20 protein-coding genes are annotated in these 18,676 nt (G+C 66.4%); 16 read left to right on the top strand and 4 right to left on the bottom strand.

Annotation, left to right across the window (positions count from 1 at the left end):
• Positions 1 to 268 precede the first annotated feature (268 nt).
• On the top strand, positions 269 to 1,936 hold the full coding sequence (ettA, locus tag DMO17_RS02645) for an energy-dependent translational throttle protein EttA (protein WP_061905411.1): 1,668 nt from the start codon (positions 269 to 271) through the stop codon (positions 1,934 to 1,936).
• A 58-nt stretch (positions 1,937 to 1,994) separates the two neighbouring features.
• Here the strand turns inward: ettA and DMO17_RS02650 are convergent, their stop codons facing one another.
• On the bottom strand, positions 1,995 to 3,215 hold the full coding sequence (locus DMO17_RS02650) for an RtcB family protein (RefSeq protein ID WP_110680779.1): 1,221 nt from the start codon (positions 3,213 to 3,215) through the stop codon (positions 1,995 to 1,997).
• 108 nt (positions 3,216 to 3,323) lie between these two features.
• On the opposite strand from DMO17_RS02650, the gene DMO17_RS02655 reads away from it, so the two are divergent.
• The 8 genes from DMO17_RS02655 (at position 3,324) to DMO17_RS02690 (ending at position 10,174) form a co-directional block, all read left to right on the top strand.
• Complete coding sequence (locus DMO17_RS02655; protein WP_110680780.1) at positions 3,324 to 3,650, top strand: TraR/DksA C4-type zinc finger protein; 327 nt, start codon at positions 3,324 to 3,326, stop codon at positions 3,648 to 3,650.
• Between the two features lie 75 nt (positions 3,651 to 3,725).
• Positions 3,726 to 6,185, top strand: a complete 2,460-nt coding sequence (locus DMO17_RS02660) for a Lon protease family protein (protein WP_110680781.1) — start codon at positions 3,726 to 3,728, stop codon at positions 6,183 to 6,185.
• 178 nt (positions 6,186 to 6,363) lie between these two features.
• Complete coding sequence (locus DMO17_RS02665; protein ID WP_110680782.1) at positions 6,364 to 6,705, top strand: PA4575 family protein; 342 nt, start codon at positions 6,364 to 6,366, stop codon at positions 6,703 to 6,705.
• A 192-nt stretch (positions 6,706 to 6,897) separates the two neighbouring features.
• Positions 6,898 to 7,392, top strand: coding sequence for a TIGR00645 family protein (locus DMO17_RS02670; RefSeq protein ID WP_110680783.1), 495 nt, complete (start codon positions 6,898 to 6,900; stop codon positions 7,390 to 7,392).
• Between the two features lie 128 nt (positions 7,393 to 7,520).
• The gene (locus DMO17_RS02675) at positions 7,521 to 7,826 is read left to right on the top strand and encodes a DUF6482 family protein (protein WP_110680784.1); all 306 of its coding nucleotides are present in this window, start codon (positions 7,521 to 7,523) and stop codon (positions 7,824 to 7,826) included.
• Positions 7,820 to 9,358, top strand: a complete 1,539-nt coding sequence (locus DMO17_RS02680; protein WP_110681354.1) for a cryptochrome/photolyase family protein — start codon at positions 7,820 to 7,822, stop codon at positions 9,356 to 9,358. Before DMO17_RS02675 ends, DMO17_RS02680 begins: the two co-directional genes overlap by 7 nt.
• Positions 9,355 to 9,504: a DUF2256 domain-containing protein gene (locus DMO17_RS02685; protein WP_110680785.1), complete on the top strand. Its 150-nt coding sequence runs from the start codon at positions 9,355 to 9,357 to the stop codon at positions 9,502 to 9,504. The genes DMO17_RS02680 and DMO17_RS02685 overlap by 4 nt, the downstream gene beginning before the upstream one ends.
• 52 nt (positions 9,505 to 9,556) lie before the next feature.
• A complete protein-coding gene (locus DMO17_RS02690; protein ID WP_021702941.1) occupies positions 9,557 to 10,174 on the top strand; it encodes an FKBP-type peptidyl-prolyl cis-trans isomerase in 618 nt (205 codons plus the stop codon).
• Positions 10,175 to 10,325: 151 nt separating this feature from the next.
• Here DMO17_RS02690 and DMO17_RS02695 read toward each other — a convergent pair whose 3' ends face one another.
• Entirely contained in the window at positions 10,326 to 10,568 is a 243-nt protein-coding gene (locus tag DMO17_RS02695) for a PA4570 family protein (protein WP_021702940.1), read from the bottom strand.
• A 136-nt stretch (positions 10,569 to 10,704) separates the two neighbouring features.
• Positions 10,705 to 11,673 (bottom strand): polyprenyl synthetase family protein, encoded by a 969-nt coding sequence (locus DMO17_RS02700; RefSeq protein WP_110680786.1) that lies wholly within the window; start codon positions 11,671 to 11,673, stop codon positions 10,705 to 10,707.
• 305 nt (positions 11,674 to 11,978) lie between these two features.
• On the opposite strand from DMO17_RS02700, the gene rplU reads away from it, so the two are divergent.
• The 5 genes from rplU to DMO17_RS02725 all read left to right on the top strand — a co-directional run bounded on the left by rplU (position 11,979) and on the right by DMO17_RS02725 (position 15,560).
• Complete coding sequence (gene rplU, locus DMO17_RS02705; protein WP_043308929.1) at positions 11,979 to 12,290, top strand: 50S ribosomal protein L21; 312 nt, start codon at positions 11,979 to 11,981, stop codon at positions 12,288 to 12,290.
• Positions 12,291 to 12,314: 24 nt separating this feature from the next.
• Positions 12,315 to 12,572: a 50S ribosomal protein L27 gene (rpmA, locus tag DMO17_RS02710; protein WP_110680787.1), complete on the top strand. Its 258-nt coding sequence runs from the start codon at positions 12,315 to 12,317 to the stop codon at positions 12,570 to 12,572.
• 106 nt (positions 12,573 to 12,678) lie between these two features.
• Positions 12,679 to 13,902: an Obg family GTPase CgtA gene (cgtA, locus tag DMO17_RS02715; RefSeq protein ID WP_110680788.1), complete on the top strand. Its 1,224-nt coding sequence runs from the start codon at positions 12,679 to 12,681 to the stop codon at positions 13,900 to 13,902.
• 65 nt (positions 13,903 to 13,967) lie between these two features.
• Positions 13,968 to 15,086 (top strand): glutamate 5-kinase, encoded by a 1,119-nt coding sequence (gene proB / locus DMO17_RS02720; protein WP_110680789.1) that lies wholly within the window; start codon positions 13,968 to 13,970, stop codon positions 15,084 to 15,086.
• A 12-nt stretch (positions 15,087 to 15,098) separates the two neighbouring features.
• On the top strand, positions 15,099 to 15,560 hold the full coding sequence (locus DMO17_RS02725) for a CreA family protein (protein ID WP_110680790.1): 462 nt from the start codon (positions 15,099 to 15,101) through the stop codon (positions 15,558 to 15,560).
• Positions 15,561 to 15,662: 102 nt separating this feature from the next.
• On the opposite strand, the gene rpsT is transcribed toward DMO17_RS02725, so the two are convergent.
• Positions 15,663 to 15,935: a 30S ribosomal protein S20 gene (gene rpsT, locus DMO17_RS02730; RefSeq protein ID WP_110680791.1), complete on the bottom strand. Its 273-nt coding sequence runs from the start codon at positions 15,933 to 15,935 to the stop codon at positions 15,663 to 15,665.
• A 182-nt stretch (positions 15,936 to 16,117) separates the two neighbouring features.
• Here rpsT and murJ point away from each other — a divergent pair, with 182 nt between their 5' ends.
• Positions 16,118 to 17,662 (top strand): murein biosynthesis integral membrane protein MurJ, encoded by a 1,545-nt coding sequence (gene murJ / locus DMO17_RS02735; RefSeq protein ID WP_110680792.1) that lies wholly within the window; start codon positions 16,118 to 16,120, stop codon positions 17,660 to 17,662.
• Between the two features lie 73 nt (positions 17,663 to 17,735).
• Positions 17,736 to 18,674 carry a bifunctional riboflavin kinase/FAD synthetase gene (ribF, locus tag DMO17_RS02740; RefSeq protein ID WP_110680793.1) on the top strand — a complete coding sequence of 313 codons (939 nt, stop codon included), beginning with the start codon at positions 17,736 to 17,738 and terminating at the stop codon, positions 18,672 to 18,674.
• The last annotated feature ends 2 nt before the right edge of the window (positions 18,675 to 18,676 follow it).

Below are 18,676 nucleotides of genomic sequence, written 5' to 3' on the forward strand. Positions count from 1 at the left end.
GGCGGCGGGATAGTGACAACGCGTTAGACCCTGCTGATAAGGCTGCCGTAGCGGAGGCAAGGAGCGGGCGACAAGAACCGCCTAGCATGCCCGGAAATGCGGCCAAGTGCCATCACTGCCCGTCGCCCGGTTTGCCCCACGGCGAGCATTCCGGTAGCTTTGCCGCACGCGCGCGGGCGCAGGGCTAGTCTGCCCATTCGACCGGGGTTTCGGCGCAGTCGTTCGCCCTCCGGTGCCGCATTTATCGGTTATTCATCAAGGTCATTCCATGGCTCAATACGTCTACACCATGCATCGGCTGAGCAAAGTAGTGCCGCCGAAGCGGGAAATCCTCAAGAACATCTCCCTGTCCTTCTTCCCGGGCGCCAAGATCGGCGTGCTGGGCCTCAACGGCGCCGGTAAGTCGACCCTGCTGCGCATCATGGCCGGCGTCGACACCGAGTTCGACGGCGAAGCACGCCCGATGCCGGGCATCAATGTCGGCTACCTGCCCCAGGAGCCGCAGCTCGACCCGAGCAAGACCGTGCGCGAAGTGGTGGAAGAGGCCGTGAGCCAGATCAAGGATGCCCAGGCGCGCCTGGACCAGGTCTACGCTGCCTATGCCGAGCCGGATGCCGACTTCGATGCCCTGGCCGCCGAGCAGGCCAAGCTGGAGGCCATCCTGCAGGCCTCTGACGGCCACAACCTGGAGCGCCAGCTGGAAGTCGCCGCCGACGCCCTGCGTCTGCCGCCGTGGGACGCCAAGGTCGAACACCTGTCCGGTGGCGAGAAGCGTCGCGTGGCACTGTGCCGCCTGCTGCTGTCGGCCCCCGACATGCTGCTGCTGGACGAGCCGACCAACCACCTGGACGCCGACTCGGTGGCTTGGCTGGAGCGTTTCCTCCACGACTTCCCTGGCACCGTGGTGGCCATCACCCACGACCGCTACTTCCTCGACAACGTCGCCGGCTGGATTCTCGAACTCGACCGTGGCGCCGGCATTCCCTACGAGGGCAACTACTCCGGCTGGCTGGAGGCCAAGTCCGAGCGCCTGGCGCAGGAATCCAAGCAGCAGTCGGCCCACGAGAAGGCCATGAAGGAAGAGCTGGAGTGGGTGCGCAAGGGCGCCAAGGCCCGCCAGGCCAAGTCCAAGGCGCGCCTGCAGCGCTTCGAGGAGATGCAGTCGCAGGAATTCCAGAAGCGCGCCGAGACCAACGAGATCTACATCCCGGCCGGTCCGCGTCTGGGCGACAAGGTCATCGAGTTCAAGAACGTCACCAAGGGCTATGGCGACCGCGTGCTGATCGACAATCTGTCCTTCAGCATGCCCAAGGGTGCCATCGTCGGCGTGATCGGCGGCAACGGCGCCGGCAAGTCGACCCTGTTCCGCATGATCATGGGCAAGGAAACCCCGGATTCCGGCAGCATCGAGATCGGCGATACCGTGCAGCTGGCCTGCGTGGACCAGAGCCGCGACGACCTGGACGGCAGCAAGACCGTGTGGGAAGCGGTGTCCGACGGCCTCGACATGATCAAGATCGGCAACTACGAGGTTCCGTCGCGCGGCTACGTCGGCCGCTTCAACTTCAAGGGCGGCGACCAGCAGAAGTTCGTCAAGGACCTCTCCGGTGGTGAGCGCGGCCGCCTGCACCTGGCCCTGACCCTGAAGCAGGGCGCCAACGTGCTGCTGCTCGACGAACCGTCCAACGACCTCGACGTGGAAACCCTGCGCTCCCTGGAAGAGGCCATGCTGGACTTCCCCGGCGCCGCCATCGTGATCTCCCACGATCGCTGGTTCCTCGACCGCGTGGCCACCCACATCCTCTCCTACGAGGACGACGGCAGCGTGGTGTTCTTCGAGGGCAACTACACCGAGTACGAGGCCGATCGCAAGAAGCGCCTCGGCGATGCGGCCAGCCAGCCGCACCGCGTGCGCTACAAGAAGCTGGCGCAGTAAGCGCTTGCTGCCAACGACAACGGGGCCTGCGGGCTCCGTTGTCATTTCGGCGCGGTGCTCAGCCCTTGACGCAGACCACCTGGCGCAGGGTGTGCACCACTTCCACCAGGTCGCGCTGGGCCGCCATTACCGCGTCGATGTCCTTGTAGGCCATGGGGATCTCGTCGATCACCTCCCTGTCCTTGCGGCACTCCACGGCGGCGGTGGCGCGGCGCTGGTCCTCCAGGGTGAAGCGCTTCTTCGCCTGGCTTCGGCTCATCAGGCGCCCGGCGCCATGGCTGCAGGAGCAGAACGATTCCGGGTTGCCCAGGCCGCGCACTATGTAGCTTCTGGCCCCCATCGAGCCGGGGATGATGCCGAGCTGGCCGCGCTGCGCCGATACCGCGCCCTTGCGGGTGACCAGCACCTCGCGGCCGAAGTGCTGTTCGCGCTGCACGTAGTTGTGGTGGCAGTCGACCGCCTCCAGGCGTGCCTCGAATGGCCGGCGCAGTACGCGGCGGGTGGCGTCCAGCACCGCCTGCAGCATCAGCGCGCGGTTCTGCCGGGCATAGTCCTGGGCCCAGCCCACCGCCTCCACATAGTCGGCGAAGTGCCGGCTGCCTTCCTCGAAGTAGGCCAGGTCGCGGTCCGGCAGGTTGGCCAGGTGCTGGCGCATGTCGGCCTGGGCTAGCTCGATGAAGTGCGTGCCGATGGCGTTGCCGACCCCGCGCGAGCCGCTGTGCAGCATGATCCAGACACGCTCGTCCTGGTCCAGGCAGACCTCGATGAAGTGGTTGCCGCCGCCCAGGGTGCCGAGGTGGTGGCGGTGGTTGCTCTTCTCCAGGCGCGGGTATTTCTCGATGATGGCGCGAAAGCGCCCGGCCAGGGTCTGCCAGGCCTGATCGGCGGCGGCCGGCACGTCGCTCCAGGCGCCCCGGTCGTGCTGGCAGAAGGTCTTGCCGTGGGGCACGGCCTGCTCGATGGCGCTGCGCAGGCCGTGCAGGTGGTCCGGCAGGTCGCAGGCGCGTAGCGAGGTGCGCGCGGCGATCATGCCGCAGCCGATGTCGACGCCGACGGCGGCGGGGATGATGGCGCCGAGCGTGGGGATCACGCTGCCGATGGTCGAGCCCTTGCCCAGGTGCACGTCCGGCATCACCGCCAGATGCTTGAAGATGAACGGCAGCTGCGCCGTGTTGATCAGCTGCCGGCGCGCCGCGTCCTCCACCGGCACGCCGTGGGTCCAGAGCTTGATCGGCTTGCCGCCGGCGACTTCCAGCAGCTGGGGTGGGCGATGCTTCATGCCTGACTCTCGTGGGGCTGTGGGGACTATTGTGCGCCTTGATGCGGGTCAGTGCAGAGCGCCCGGAAAGGTCCACACTGGAAACATCAGTCCTAAGGAGCTTCTGCCATGACCGCACTCGATCCGCGCGCCGCCCTGGATGCGCTGTATGACGAATACAGCCGGCGTGCCAACGCCATCCGCCGCGATCTCGGCCTGCAGCGCAACGCCGATTTCGCCGAGCAGGCCGTCGAGCGGCAGAACGACGAGGTGCTGCAGGCCCTGCTGGCCGAGGCCGAGGCGGGTATGCGGCAGATCGGCCTGGCGCGTCTGCGTCTGGCCGACGGCAGCTACGGCATCTGCCAGCGCTGCGGCGAGGCCATAGAGCCGGCCCGCCTGCAGGCCCTGCCGGCGGCCGAATACTGTCTGGCCTGCGCCGACCGGGTCGGCGGCTGACGCCTTGCCAGGGGCGTCGGGGCGGCGCCAGAATGGTCCCATCTTGCGGCCCGTCCGCTCCGACAAGGACTTCCGATGCCTGAATCCTTCGCTGCCGGCCTGCGCCTGGCGCCCGATGCCCTGACCCGCCCCTTCGCCCCCGACCAGTTCAACTTCGCCACTACCGACGATCTCGAGCCGTTCCGCGGCGTGCTCGGCCAGGAGCGCGCGGTCGAGGCCCTGCAGTTCGGCGTGGCCATGCCGCGCCCCGGCTACAACGTGTATGTCATGGGTGAGCCGGGCACCGGTCGCTTCTCCTTCGTGCAGCGCTACCTCAAGGCCGAGGCCAAGCGCCAGGCCACGCCGGTGGACCGGGTCTACGTCAACCATTTCGACGAGCCGCGCGAGCCGCGCGCGCTGGAGCTGCCGGCCGGCACGGCGGCGGCCTTCATCGCCGATATCGGCCACCTGATCGACAACCTGCTGGCGACCTTCCCGGCGGTGTTCGAGACGCCGACCTACCAGCAGAAGAAGAGCGCCATCGACCGCGTGTTCAACCAGCGCTACGACAAGGCCCTGGACCTGATCGAGAAGCTGGCGCTGGAGAAGGACGTCGCCCTCTACCGCGACAGCGCCAACATCGCCTTCACCCCGATGAAGGACGGCAAGGCGCTCGACGAGGCCGACTTCGCCCAGCTGCCGGAAGCCGAGCGCGAGCGTTTTCATGACGACATCGCGGCGCTGGAGGAACGTCTCAACGAGGAGCTGGCCAGCCTGCCGCAGTGGAAGCGCGAGTCGAGCAACCAGCTGCGTCAGCTCAACGAGGAAACCATCAGCCTGGCCCTGCAGCCGCTGCTGGCGCCGCTGTCGGAGCAGTACGCGGAGAACGCCGGCGTCTGCGCCTACCTGCAGGCGGTGCAGGTCAACCTGCTGAAGACGGTGGTCGACCAGCTGCTGGACGACAAGCCCGACGCCCAGCGCCGCGAGATGCTGGAAGAGCAGTACTGCCCCAGCCTGGTGGTCGGCCACCACGGCGATGGCGGCGCGCCGGTGGTGTTCGAGTCGCACCCGACCTACGACAACCTGTTCGGCCGCATCGAGTACAGCACCGACCAGGGCGCGCTCTACACCAGCTACCGCCAGCTGCGCCCCGGCGCGCTGCACCGGGCCAACGGCGGCTACCTGATCGTCGAGGCGGAGAAGCTGCTCGGCGAACCCTTCGTCTGGGATGCGCTCAAGCGCGCCCTGCACTCGCGCCAGCTGAAGATGGAATCGCCGCTCGGCGATCTCGGCCGCATCGCCACCGTGACCCTCAACCCGCAGGTCATTCCGCTGCAGCTCAAGGTCATCATCATCGGCTCGCGCCAGCTGTACTACACCCTGCAGGACCTCGATCCGGACTTCCAGGAGATGTTCCGCGTGCTGGTGGACTTCGACGAGGAGATCCCGCTGGCCGACGACAGCCTGGAGCAGTTCGCCCAGCTGCTCAAGACGCGCACCTCGGAGGAGGGCATGGCGCCGCTCACCGCCGCCGCGGTGGCGCGCCTGGCCACCTACAGCGCGCGCCTGGCCGAGCACCAGGGGCGCCTGTCGGCGCGCATCGGCGACCTCTTCCAGCTGGTCAGCGAGGCCGATTTCGTGCGCCAGCTGGCGTCCGACGCGGTGACCGACGTCGGCCATATCGAGCGCGCGCTCAAGGCCAAGGCCGACCGCACCGGGCGCGTCTCGGCGCGGATCATCGACGACATGCTGGCCGGCATCATCCTCATCGACACCCAGGGCTCGGCCATCGGCAAGTGCAACGGCCTCACCGTGCTGCAGGTCGGCGACTCGGCCTTCGGCGTGCCGGCGCGCATCTCCGCCACCGTCTACCCGGGTGGCAGCGGCATCGTCGACATCGAGCGCGAGGTCAGCCTGGGCCAGCCGATCCACTCCAAGGGGGTGATGATCCTCACCGGCTTCCTCGGCAGCCGCTACGCCCAGGAGTTCCCCCTGGAAATCTCCGCCAGCATCGCCCTGGAACAGTCCTACGGCTACGTCGATGGCGACAGCGCCTCGCTCGGCGAGGTCTGCACCCTGATCTCGGCGCTATCGCGCACGCCGCTCAAGCAGTGCTTCGCCATCACCGGCTCGATCAACCAGTTCGGCGAGGTGCAGGCGGTCGGCGGGGTCAACGAGAAGATCGAGGGCTTCTTCCGTCTGTGCGAGGCGCGCGGCCTGAGCGGCGAGCAGGGGGTGATCATCCCGCACTCCAACGTCAGCAACCTGATGCTCGACGAGCGGGTGCTGCAGGCGGTGCGCGCCGGACAGTTCCATGTCTACGCCGTGCGCCATGTCGACGAGGCCCTCGGCCTGCTGCTCGGCGAGCCGGCCGGGGCGCCGGACGACCGGGGCCAGTTCCCCAAGGGCAGCGTCAACGCCCGGGTGGTCGAGCGCCTGCGCAGCATTGCCGAGATGGGTATGGACGAGGAGGAGAAGGACAAGGAGGCGGCCAAGGACAAGGCCAAGGAGAGCAAGCCGCGCGCCAAACCGGCACCGAAAGCCGCCAAGGAGTAACGGCGACAACTGGTCAGTCACTGGCCAGGCGCGCGGCGCCCGTGAAGGGCGTCGTGTGCAGCGGCTTTCCCCCGCTCCGTCCACAGAGTTATCCACAGAGCACGGGGATAACTTTCACCTTCCCGAAGCGGCGCGCCGGGGTGTAGGCTGGAAGCCAGACCTCGCGAGGACCGCCGTCATGCCGCGCAGCCTCTGCCTCACCCGTCAGTGCCTCGGCCTGACCACCCGCATCGAATGCGAGATCCGTCCGCTGGCCGGCGGGCGCGGGTTGTGGACGCTGCTCTGCGCGGCCGGCATGTCCGCCGCCCAACCCTCGGCGATCAAGGCGCAAGGCCCGTTCCACGGGCCTCTGGTGGCCGAGGAGATCCTCGATTCGATTGCCCTGTGCCTGGCCCAGCAGGGCTACCTGCCCTGCCTGGAACCGCCGATCTGGCGCCTGCATCTGCAGGCCGAGCTGCGCCGACTGAACGCCGCAGGCTACCGCGGCCTGGGCGACTACCAGTTCCATCCGGAAAGCTGAGGCGCCCGCTGAGCGCTTTTTGCACAAGCGCCGGGTCGCCGCGGCGTGGGTGGTTCGCAGCGCTTGTTCCCGAGCCTGCCCACAAGGTTATCCACAGTTGCCCGGGATAAAAAACCGGTAAAGCTTGTCGCCTTGCCCGCAGGGCCTGGCTGGGTATACTCGCGACCAGTTTTTCCCACTCGGCGAGATCCCATGGAACGCTTTATCGAGAACACGATGTATGCCTCGCGCTGGTTGCTGGCGCCCATCTACTTCGGCCTGTCCCTGGCTGTTCTGGCCCTGGCCCTGAAATTCTTCCAGGAGCTGTTCCACATCCTGCCGCACGTGTTCGAGAAGGCCGAGGCGGACCTGATCCTGGTGCTGCTGTCGCTGGTCGACATGGCCCTGGTCGGCGGCCTGCTGGTGATGGTGATGATCTCCGGCTACGAGAACTTCGTGTCGCAGCTGGACATCGACGAGAGCAAGGAGAAGCTCAACTGGCTGGGCAAGATGGACTCCGGCTCGCTGAAGATGAAGGTGGCCGCCTCCATCGTGGCGATCTCCTCCATCCACCTGCTGAAGATCTTCATGGATGCCAAGAACTACGATCCCGAGCACCTGAAGTGGTACGTGATCATCCACATGACCTTCGTCGCCTCGGCCTTCGCCATGGGCTACCTGGACAAGCTGACCAAGCACGACCACTGATCCTGTTTCCCGTGTAAACGCCGCCCGGCCGTTGCAAAACGGACGGGCGGTTTTGTTTCGGCCTTGCGTTGTCATTTATTTGTACAAGTATTAGCTTTGTACAAATATTGGTGAGCGAGGCAAGCCCGATGAAACTCCATGACCTGCAAAACCACGCCCATGCCGGGCAGCTGGATGCCCTCAACCTGATCTCCCTCGAGGGCGGCACCTATGTGCTGGAGGCGCGCATCGGTGGCCAGGCCCTGTGCGTGCACAACGAGCAGGGTGGCGTGCTGCACCTGCGCTCGGTCGAGCACGCCCGCGATCTGCTGCTGGGCATGCCCGAGGTGCCCTTCCACCTGGTGCATGCCGAAGTGCACGACGAGATGTGCGGCATGCCGCCGGCGGCCAGCGAGCCGCTGCGCGTGCCCATCTCGCTGCGCTCCGCCTGGTGAAGGCGCGCCGCCTGGGGCTGGTACTGGGTGACCAGCTGTCCTTCGACCTCGCCTCGCTCCAGGCGCTCGACCCCGCGCAGGATGTCATCCTGCTGGCGGAAGTGGCCGAGGAGACCGCCTATGTGCCGCACCATCCGCAGAAGATTGCGCTGATCTTCAGCGCCATGCGTCACTTCGCCCAGGCCCTGGGCGAGCGTGGCTGGCGGGTGTGCTACGTGAAGCTGGAGGATGCCGGCAACTCCGGCTCGATCGTCGGCGAGCTGCGCCGCTGTTGCGAGCGCCTCGATGTGCGCGAGGTGCACCTGACCGAGTGTGGCGAGTGGCGCCTGCAGCAGGCGCTGGCAGACAGCGGCCTGCCGCTGGTCTGGCACGAGGACCGGCGCTTCGTCTGTTCCCGGGCCGAGTTCGCGGCCTGGGCCAAGGGCAAGCGTCAGCTGCGCATGGAGTTCTTCTACCGCGAGATGCGGCGCCGCTGCGGCTTGCTGATGAACGGCGACGGCACGCCGGTCGGCGGCGCCTGGAACTTCGATGCCGACAACCGCAAGGCCCTGCCGCGCCACTGCCGGGCGCCTCTGACGGCGCGCTTCGGTCAAGATGCCATCACCCGCGAGGTGCTGCAGCTGGTCGACCGCCGCTTCAGCCACCACTACGGCGCGCTGGCGGCATTCGACTACCCGGTGACCCATGCCCAGGCCGAGCAGCTCTGGCAACACTTCCTCGACTTCGCCCTGCCGGCCTTCGGTGACTACCAGGACGCCATGGCCAGCGGCGAGCCCTACCTGTTCCATGCGCGCATCAGTGCGGCGCTGAACATCGGCCTGCTCGACGTGCGTCGGCTGTGCGCCGACGTGGAGTCGGCCTACTGGGCCGGACGGGTGCCGCTGAACGCGGCCGAGGGCTTCATCCGTCAGCTGATCGGCTGGCGCGAGTACGTGCGCGGCATCTACTGGTTGCAGATGCCCGACTACGCCACGCGCAATGCCTTCGGCAACACCCGCGCGCTGCCCGAGTTCTACTGGACCGGGCAGACGCGCATGAACTGCATGCGCCAGGCCATCGGCCAGACCCTGGAGCTGGCCTACGCCCACCATATCCAGCGGCTGATGGTCACCGGCAACTTCGCCCTTCTCGCCGGCATCGCCCCGCAGCAGGTCTGCGACTGGTACCTGGCGGTGTACATGGATGCCTTCGACTGGGTCGAGCTGCCCAACACCCTGGGCATGGTGATGCATGCCGATGGCGGCTACCTGGGCTCCAAGCCTTACTGCGCCAGCGGCCAGTACATCAAGCGCATGTCGGATTACTGTGGTGACTGCGCCTACAAGGTCGGCGAGAGCACCGGCGAGTCGGCCTGCCCGTTCAACGCGCTGTACTGGCACTTCCTCATGCGCCACCGCGACCAGCTGCGCGGCAACCAGCGCCTGGGCATGGTCTATCGCAACCTGGAGCGCATGCCGGAAGCCCGCCAGCAGGCGCTCTGGCAACGCGGCGAACAGCTGCTGGCGCGCCTGGATGCCGGGGAGATGCTGTGAGGAAGAAGGCCGACCTGCCCAGCAAGCCCTGTGCGACCTGCGGCCGGCCGCTGGTCTGGCGGCGCAAGTGGGCGACCTGTTGGGACGAGGTACGCCACTGCTCCGAGCGCTGCCGGCGCAACCGCGCGCGTCCCGGCGGGCCTTGAGTCGCCGCCTGTGCTAGTCTGGCCGGCCTTTTTACCCCTGTGGAGCCCGGCCATGTCCGAACTCGATCTTTCCACCGACCAAGCCCGCGTCAGCTATGGCATCGGCCGCCAGCTGGGCGACCAGCTGCGTGACAACCCGCCGCCCGGCGCCAGCCTGGAAGCCATAGTCGCTGGCCTGCGTGACGCCTTCCATGGTCAGCCCAGCCAGGTTGACCCCGAGGCGCTGAACGCCAGCTTCCGCGTCATCCGCGAAATCATGCAGGCCGAAGCCGCCGCCAAGGCCGAGAAGGCCGCCGCCGCTGGCCGCGATTATCTGGTGGAGAACGCCAAGCGCGAAGGCGTGACCGTGCTCGAGTCCGGTCTGCAGTACGAAGTGCTGGTGGCGGGCGAGGGCGCCAAGCCGTCGCGCGAAGACCACGTGCGCACCCACTACCACGGCACCCTGATCGACGGCACCGTGTTCGACAGCTCCTACGATCGCGGCCAGCCGGCCGAATTCCCGGTCGGCGGCGTGATCGCCGGTTGGGTCGAGGCCCTGCAGCTGATGAACGCCGGCAGCAAGTGGCGCCTGCATGTGCCGAGCGAACTGGCCTATGGTGGCCAGGCCGTCGGCAGCATCCCGCCGCACAGCGTGCTGGTGTTCGACGTCGAGCTGCTCGACATCCTGTAAGAAGCGATGCCCGGAGCGGTCGTCCTGGCCGATCCGGGTATCCGCAGAAGCGCCATTGCTTCTGCTCATGGGCCATGCCCATGTCCCGGCGTTTCCCTGTGCCGGGGTGGACGCGCAGAGCGACCGCCGTTGGTCGCTCGCCTTGCCTCGCTCAGTGCAGTTCGCCCTGCGGCCGCAGTGCCCGGGCATAGCAGAACAGGAACAGGCCGCGCACCAGCTCCTTCAGTACGCCGGGTTCGCTGGAGCCGAAGTCGTGCAGATCCAGTTCACCCTGTTCGCGCAGCTCGCTGAGGGCGTCCTCGTGCAGCATGGCGCAGACCTCACCGGTCTCGCGGTTGAGGATGCGCAGGTAGGGATGCGGGCGATCCAGCCAGGCATCGATCAAATAGGTCATGGCTCATCTCCTTGTCGTCCAAGCGGCTAGATATGAGAATAATTCCTATTATCAAAATAGCAAGTCTCAATCGTACTTTTCGTCGGGCAACAAAAAGCCCGTCACAGGGACGGGCTCGGGTGCCGCCGGGCGTGCCTCAGTGGGTGCGGGCGACGGCGAAGCGGCTGAGTTCGATCAGGGCATCGCGGTAGGCGTTGTCCGGCAGCGCGTCGAGGCAGGCGATGGCCTGGTCGGCGTGCTGGCGGGCCAGGCGCGCGGTGTAGTCCAGGGCGCCGCTGGCCTGCACGGCAGCGCGGATGCTCTCCAGGTCCTCGATGCCGCCTTTCTGGATCGCGGTGCGTACCAGGGCGGCCTGCTCGGCGCTGCCTTCGCGCATGGTGTAGATCAGCGGCAGGGTAGGCTTGCCCTCGGCCAGGTCGTCGCCGACGTTCTTGCCCAGGGTGGTGGCGTCGCCCTGGTAGTCGAGCAGGTCGTCGACCAGCTGGAAGGCGATGCCGAGGTGGTCGCCGAAGCGCTGCAGGGCGTCGCGCTGGGTCGCTGATGCTGCGGCCAGGGCGGCGGCGCTGTGGGTCGAGGCCTCGAACAGCATGGCGGTCTTGCCGCGGATGACTTCCATGTAGGTCTCCTCGGTGGTGCTGGCGTCGCGCACCTTGGACAGCTGCAGCACCTCGCCCTCGGCGATCACCCGGGTGGCGCGCGAGAGGATCTGCATCACCGGCATGGAGCCGAGCTCGACCATCATCTCGAAGGAGCGCGAATAGAGGAAGTCACCGACCAGCACGCTCGGCGCGTTGCCCCACTGGGCGTTGGCGGTGGCGCGGCCGCGGCGCATGCCGGACATGTCGACCACGTCGTCGTGCAGCAGGGTGGCGGTGTGCAGGAATTCGATGGTCGCGGCCAGCAGGCGCAGATCATCGGCCTGGTAGCCCAGGGCCTTGCCGCTGAGCAGCACCAGCAGCGGGCGCAGACGCTTGCCGCCGGCGGAGATGATGTAGTCGCCGATCTTTTCCACCAGGGGCACGCGGGATTTCAGCTGCTGGCGGATGATCCCGTCGACGGCGGCGAAATCGTCCGCCACCACGCTGTAGAAGGCCTGGGGTTGCATCGTTGACGGGGGCTCCTGAAACGAGGCCGGCAGTCTTCGCGCGGCGAAGGCGGCTGGATGGTCGGGCGAGACGGCCCGACCGGGCTGCGCGGCATGCTAGGGGGCAGGGTAGGGGCTGTCAAGGCGAGGCCCGGCGGGGCTTGCCTCGGCATCGGGCTTTCCGTACAATCGCGGCCCCAAACTTCTATGGGCAACTCCCTGCCTTACGCAATTGCACGGGTGTCAGTTCCGGCCCCATGCAGCCATGCCGGCCAATAACTCTTCCCATAAAGAGTCGGGTGAGCAGGTTTAACGGAGAAAAATCCATGTACGCAGTAATTGTTACCGGTGGCAAGCAGTACAAAGTCGCCGAAGGTGAATTCCTCAAGGTCGAGAAGCTGGAAGTCGCCACCGGCGAATCCGTGACTTTCGACCGCGTTCTGCTGGTTGGCAACGGTGACGACGTGAAAATCGGCGCTCCGGTGGTCGATGGTGCCAAGGTTGTCGCCGAGGTGGTCTCCCAGGGCCGTCACGACAAAGTGACCATCATCAAGTTCCGCCGTCGTAAGCACCACATGAAGCGTCAGGGCCACCGTCAGTGGTTCACCGAAATCAAGATCACCGGCATCCAGGCCTGATCCCCTTTTAGGAGGCTATGACTCATGGCACACAAAAAAGCTGGCGGTAGTACTCGTAACGGCCGCGATTCCGAAAGTAAACGCCTTGGCGTGAAGATGTACGGCAGCCAGGCCATCAAGGCCGGCAACATCATCGTGCGCCAGCGCGGCACCCAGTTCCACGCCGGCTACGGCGTTGGCATGGGCAAGGACCACACTCTGTTCGCCAAGATCGACGGCGTGGTCAAGTTCGAAGTGAAGGGCGCTTTCGGCCGTCGCTACGTGAGCGTCGTGACTGCCTAAGTCGCTGCTCGCTGAAAAAGCCCTGTCTCGCGACGGGGCTTTTTTGTTTCTGTATATCCTGTATTCCAGTGTTCACTAGCCCGCCGCTGCGGTGGGAGGCAACCCAATGAAATTCGTCGACGAAGTTTCGATATTTGTAAAAGCCGGCGACGGCGGTAACGGCATGATGAGCTTCCGTCGCGAGAAGTTCATCGAGAAGGGTGGCCCCAACGGCGGCGATGGCGGTGACGGTGGCTCGGTATTCCTCGAGGCCGACGAGAACCTCAATACCCTGGTGGACTACCGCTACACCCGCCGCTTCCAGGCGCAGAATGGCGAGAAAGGCGGCAGCACCGAGTGCACCGGTGCCAAGGGCGAGGACCTGATTCTGCCGGTGCCGGTCGGCACCACGGTGATCGACGCCGCTACCCAGGAAGTCATCGGCGACCTGACCAAGGCCGGTCAGCGCCTGATGGTGGCGCAGGGCGGCTGGCACGGCCTGGGCAACACCCGCTTCAAGTCCAGCACCAACCGCGCGCCGCGGCAGACCACGCCGGGCAAGCCGGGCGAGCAGCGCGATCTCAAGCTGGAGCTCAAGGTACTGGCGGACGTCGGTCTGCTCGGTTTGCCGAATGCCGGCAAGAGCACCTTCATTCGTTCGGTGTCCGCGGCCAAGCCGAAGGTCGCCGACTATCCCTTCACCACCCTGGTGCCGAACCTGGGGGTGGTCAGCGTCGGGCGCTACAAGAGCTTCGTCATTGCCGATATCCCCGGTCTGATCGAGGGCGCTTCCGAAGGTGCCGGCCTGGGTATTCGTTTCCTCAAGCATCTGGCGCGTACCCGCCTGCTGTTGCATCTGGTGGACATGGCGCCGCTGGACGAGAGCGATCCGGCCGAGGCGGCCGAGGTGATCATTCGCGAGCTGGAGAAGTTCAGCCCGGCGCTGGCCGAGCGCGAGCGCTGGCTGGTGCTGAACAAGGCCGACCAGCTGCTCGACGACGAGCGCGAGGAGCGCATGCGCGCCGTGGTCGAGCGTCTGGAGTGGAAGGGGCCGGTGTTCGTCATCTCAGCCCTGGAGCGCGAGGGTACCGAGGCGTTGAGTCAGGCCATCATGCGCTACATGGACGAGCGCGCCGAGCGCATCGAGGAAGATGCGGAATACGCTGCCGAGCTGGCTGAGCTGGATCGGCGCATCGAGGACGAGGCGCGTGCCCGTCTGCAGGCGCTGGACGACAAGCGCGCGCTGCGCAAGGCCGGTCTGAAGAGCGTCGACGATATCGGCGACGACGATGACTGGGATGACTTCGAGGATGATGAAGACGGTCCCGAGATCATTTACGTCCGGGACTGAGAGTAGGTATCGTGCAGCGCCGCTTTATAGCGGCGTTGTGCTGACTGGCTGGGGTAGAGGGCATCATGCGGGACAAGGTGACCGGCGCGCAGCGCTGGGTGGTGAAAATCGGCAGTGCGCTGCTGACCGCCGATGGGCGTGGTCTCGACCGTTCCGCCATGGCGGTGTGGGTCGAGCAGATGGTGGCCCTGCGCGAGGCGGGGGTGGAGCTGGTGCTGGTGTCGTCCGGCGCGGTGGCGGCTGGCATGAGTCGTCTCGGCTGGCATTCGCGACCAAGCGCCATGCACGAGCTGCAGGCCGCTGCCGCCGTGGGGCAGATGGGGCTGGTGCAGGCCTGGGAGTCCAGCTTCGCCGAACACGGCAAGCATACGGCCCAGGTGCTGCTGACCCACGATGACCTGTCCGACCGCAAGCGCTACCTGAATGCCCGCAGCACCCTGCGTACCCTGGTCGATCTCGGCGTGGTGCCGGTGATCAACGAGAATGACACCGTGGTCACCGACGAGATCCGTTTCGGCGACAACGATACCCTGGCAGCGCTGGTGGCCAACCTGGTGGAGGCTGACCTGCTGGTGATCCTCACCGATCGCGACGGCATGTTCGACGCCGACCCGCGGCACAATCCCGATGCGCAGCTGATCTTCGAGGCGCGTGCCGACGATCCGTCGCTGGATGCGGTGGCGGGTGGCACCGGCGGCGCCCTGGGTCGCGGTGGCATGCAGACCAAGCTGCGTGCGGCGCGCCTGGCGGCGCGTTCCGGCGCGCACACGGTGATAGTCGGCGGGCGTATCGAACGGGTGCTCGATCGCCTCAAGGCGGGTGAGCGCCTGGGTACCCTGCTGGCGCCCGAGCGTGGCCTGCTGGCGGCGCGCAAGCAGTGGCTGGCCGGCCATCTGCAGACCCGTGGCACTCTGGTGCTGGACGCCGGCGCAGTGAAGGCGCTGACGGTCGATCACAAGAGTCTGCTGCCGGTCGGGGTGCGCGAAGTGCAGGGCAGCTTCCGTCGTGGCGAGATGGTGGTCTGCGTGGGGCCTGACGGTCGCGAGATTGCCCGTGGTCTGGCCAATTACAGCGCCTTGGAGGCGCAGAAGATCGTCGGCCAGCCGTCCGACGCCATCGAGAAACTGCTGGGCTACGTCGACGAGCCGGAGCTGGTGCACCGGGACAATCTGATTCTGGTCTGAGGAGATCGCGCGATGCGCATCATCAAGGGATTGCTGGGGTTGTGCCTGGCACTGCCGCTGGCGGTGCGGGCGGAGGAGATTGGTGAGGTCTCCACCGTGTTCAAGTGGGTGGGGCCGAACGACAAGATTGTGGTCGAGGCCTTCGATGATCCCAAGGTGGAGGGGGTGACCTGCTACCTGTCGCGGGCCAAGACTGGTGGCGTCAGGGGTGGCCTGGGGCTGGCCGAGGATCGCGCCGAGGCCTCCATCGCCTGCCGCCAGGTCGGCCCCATCCGCTTCACCGACAAGCTCAAGGATGGCGAGGAGGTATTCAAGGAACGCACCTCGCTGGTGTTCAAGACCATGCAAGTGGTGCGCTTCTTCGACCAGAAGCGCAATACCCTGGTCTATCTGGTGTACAGCGACCGGGTGATCGAGGGCAGTCCGCAGAATGCGGTGACGGCCATTCCGATCCTGCCGTGGTCGGCGCAGTAGGCAGAAAAAGCCGGGGCATGCTCCGGCTTTTTTGTGTCGCTTCTATAAAATGCAGGCAATAAAAAACCGGCCCTGGGGCCGGTTTTTCGAGAACACAACCAATCAGGCGGCGGTAGCCAGTGCCTTGATGTGGCCGTTCAGGCGGCTCTTGTGGCGAGCGGCCTTGTTCTTGTGGATGATGCCCTTGTCGGCCATGCGGTCGATGACCGGAACGGCCAGGGTGTAGGCGCTCTGGGCCTTTTCCAGGTCCTTGGCGTCGATAGCCTTGACCACGTTCTTGATGTAGGTACGGACCATGGAGCGCAGGCTGGCGTTATGGCTACGACGCTTCTCAGCCTGTTTGGCGCGTTTTTTGGCAGAAGGTGTATTGGCCACCGTCAAGCTCCTCGAAAACTAGGGGGGATAGCAACAAATAAGGCCGCGAATCATGCCGATGCGACGCGCCCCTGTCAAGTGCAGAAGTGCCGGCATCTGCTGGCCTGACCAGCGGCGGCTGGTTACACTCGTTGCCTTTACCCGTCGGCCGCATGCGCCGGCCCGCAGACAGTCGAAAATCCATGAACCTGCTCAAGTCCCTGGCTGCCGTCAGCTCGCTGACCATGCTTTCCCGCGTGCTGGGCTTCGTGCGCGACACCATCATCGCGCGCATCTTCGGCGCCGGGGTGGCCTCCGACGCCTTCGTCGTCGCCTTCAAGCTGCCCAATCTGCTGCGCCGCATCTTCGCCGAGGGGGCCTTCTCCCAGGCCTTCGTGCCGATCCTGGCCGAGTACAAGACCCAGCAGGGCGAGGAGGCGACCCGCACCTTCCTGGCCTATGTTTCCGGCCTGCTGACCCTGGTGCTGGCGCTGGTGACCCTGCTCGGCATCCTGGCCGCGCCCTGGATCGTCTGGGCCACGGCGCCCGGGTTCGCCGACGAGCCGGAGCGCTTCGCCCTGACCGTCGAGCTGCTGCGGGTGACCTTTCCCTATATTTTCCTGATCTCCCTGTCTTCCCTGGTCGGGGCGGTGCTCAACACCTGGAACCGCTTCTCGGTGCCGGCCTTCGTGCCGACCCTGCTGAACATCAGCATGATTGCCTTTTCCCTGCTGCTGACGCCCTATTTCGACCCGCCGATTCTGGCGCTGGGCTGGGCCGTGCTGGTCGGCGGCCTGGCCCAGCTGCTCTGGCAGCTGCCGGCGCTGAAGCGCGTCGGCATGCTGGTGCTGCCGCGTCTCAGCCTGCGCGACACTGGTGTGTGGCGCGTGCTCCGGCAGATGGGGCCGGCGATCTTCGGTGTATCGGTGAGCCAGATCTCGCTGATCATCAACACCATCTTCGCCTCGTTCCTGGTGGCCGGCTCGGTGTCCTGGATGTACTACGCCGACCGCCTGATGGAGCTGCCCTCGGGGGTGCTCGGCGTGGCGCTGGGCACCATCCTGCTGCCGGTACTGGCCAAGACCTATGCCAGCGCCGACCGCGCCGAGTACTCGCGGCTGCTCGATTGGGGGTTGCGCCTGTGCTTCCTGCTGGTGCTGCCCTGTACCCTGGCGCTGGCGATCCTGGCCGAGCCGCTGATCGTCTCGCTGTTCCAGTATGGCAAGTTCACCGCCCATGACTCGCTCATGACCCGGCAGGCTCTGGTGGCCTACGCCGTCGGCCTGCTCGCGCTGATTCTGGTGAAGATCCTGGCGCCGGGCTTCTATGCCCAGCAGAACATCAAGACGCCGGTTCGCATCGCCATCGTCAGCCTGTTGGCGACTCAGGCGATGAATGCGTTGTTTGTCTTTGGCTTGGACCTCAAGCATGCCGGCCTGGCGCTGTCGATCAGCCTGGCGGCCTGCCTGAATGCCGGCCTGCTGTACTGGCAGCTGCGGCGCCGGCGCATGTACCAGCCGCAGCCGGGCTGGACGGCGTTTCTCGGCAAGCTGATGGTGGCGGTGACGGTCATGGTCGGCGTGCTGCTGGGCGTGATGTACTTCATGCCGGCCTGGGAGCAGGGCGGCATGCTGCTGCGCCTGCTGCGCCTGGGAGTGTTAGTGCTGGCGGGGTTGCTGGCTTATTTCGGCATGCTGGCGCTGCTCGGCTTTCGTCCGCGTGACTTCGCCCGTCGCAGCGCACACTGAGGGCGGACGTGTTGCCTGTTGCCGATAGCCGCCTGTGCGTATAATCGGCCACTTTGTAAGCAAGAAGCGCGCTATGCAGCTGGTTCGAGGCCTCCACAATCTGCTACCCCTTACCCAGGGATGCGTTGCCACCATCGGCAATTTCGATGGTGTGCACCGTGGTCACCAGGCGATCCTGGCGCGCCTGCGCGAGCGCTCGATCGAACTGGGCGTGCCGAGCTGCGTGGTGATCTTCGAGCCGCAGCCGCGCGAATTCTTCGCCCCGGACACCGCGCCGGCGCGCCTGAGCCGCCTGCGCGAGAAGCTCGAACTGCTCGCCGCCCAGGGCGTCGACCGGGTGCTGTGCCTGGCCTTCAACCGCCGCCTGCGTGAGCTGTCGGCCGACGAGTTCGTGCGCCAGGTGCTGGTCGAGGGGCTGCGGGTCAGGCACCTGGAAGTCGGCGACGACTTCCGCTTCGGTGCCGGTCGCAGCGGTGATTTCGATTTCCTGGTGCAGGCCGGTGAGCGCCATGGATTCAGCGTCGAGGCGGCGCTGACCGTCGAGCTGGATGGCGAGCGCATCAGCAGCACCCGCGTGCGCCAGGCCCTGCAGGCCGGCGAGCTGGAGCTGGCCGAGCGCCTGCTGGGGCGCCCCTACGCCCTGGCCGGCCGCGTGCTGCATGGGCAGAAGCTGGCACGCCAGCTCGGCACGCCGACCGCCAACGTACAGCTCAAGCGGCGTAAGCCGCCGCTGCGCGGCGTGTTTCTGGTCAGCGCGCTGCACCAGGGGCACAGGTTCCATGGCGTGGCCAATATCGGCCAGCGCCCGACGGTGGCCGGCGACGGCAGCCCGCACCTGGAAGTGCATTTGCTGGAATTCGCTGGCGAGCTCTACGGCCAGCGTCTGACGGTGGAGTTTCACCACAAGCTGCGCGATGAGCAGCGTTTCGCCTCCCTGGAGGCGCTGAAGACGGCGATCGACGCGGATGTCGCCGCCGCCCGGGCCTACTGGCTTGGCCAACCGCTTGATTGATC

This window comes from Aquipseudomonas alcaligenes (assembly GCF_003205495.1).
Classification (GTDB): Bacteria; Pseudomonadota; Gammaproteobacteria; order Pseudomonadales; family Pseudomonadaceae; genus Aquipseudomonas; species Aquipseudomonas alcaligenes_B.